We start from the raw sequence: 373 nt of genomic DNA, 5'->3' as shown, positions 1-373 counted from the left end.
ACTCCGCTTCCGCGGTGCTTTTCACCTTTCCCTCACGGTACTGCTTCACTATCGGTCACCAGGGAGTATTTAGCCTTGGCAGATGGTCCTGCCGGATTCCGACGGGGTTTCACGTGTCCCGCCGTACTCAGGATCCGTCTCGGAGGGTRWTYGATTTTGGCTACAGGGCTTTTACCTCTTCTAGCGGGCCTTTCCAGACCTCTTCGCCTACCAAACACCTTTGTAACTCCATGTGAGACGTCCTACAACCCCAAGGAGCAAGCTCCTTGGTTTGGGCTAATCCGCGTTCGCTCGCCGCTACTGACGGAATCACTTTTGTTTTCTCTTCCTCGGGGTACTTAGATGTTTCAGTTCCCCCGGTATGCCTCTTACT

1 rRNA gene is annotated in these 373 nt (G+C 54.1%); it reads right to left on the bottom strand.

Annotation, left to right across the window (positions count from 1 at the left end):
* A 23S ribosomal RNA gene (locus tag AB4Z33_RS31240) occupies positions 1–373 on the bottom strand; the annotation flags it as partial.

It is taken from the genome of Paenibacillus sp. 2TAB19 (genome assembly GCF_052115185.1).
Lineage (GTDB): Bacteria > Bacillota > Bacilli > Paenibacillales > Paenibacillaceae > Pristimantibacillus.
This window is presented reverse-complemented; position numbering and strand designations above follow the sequence as displayed.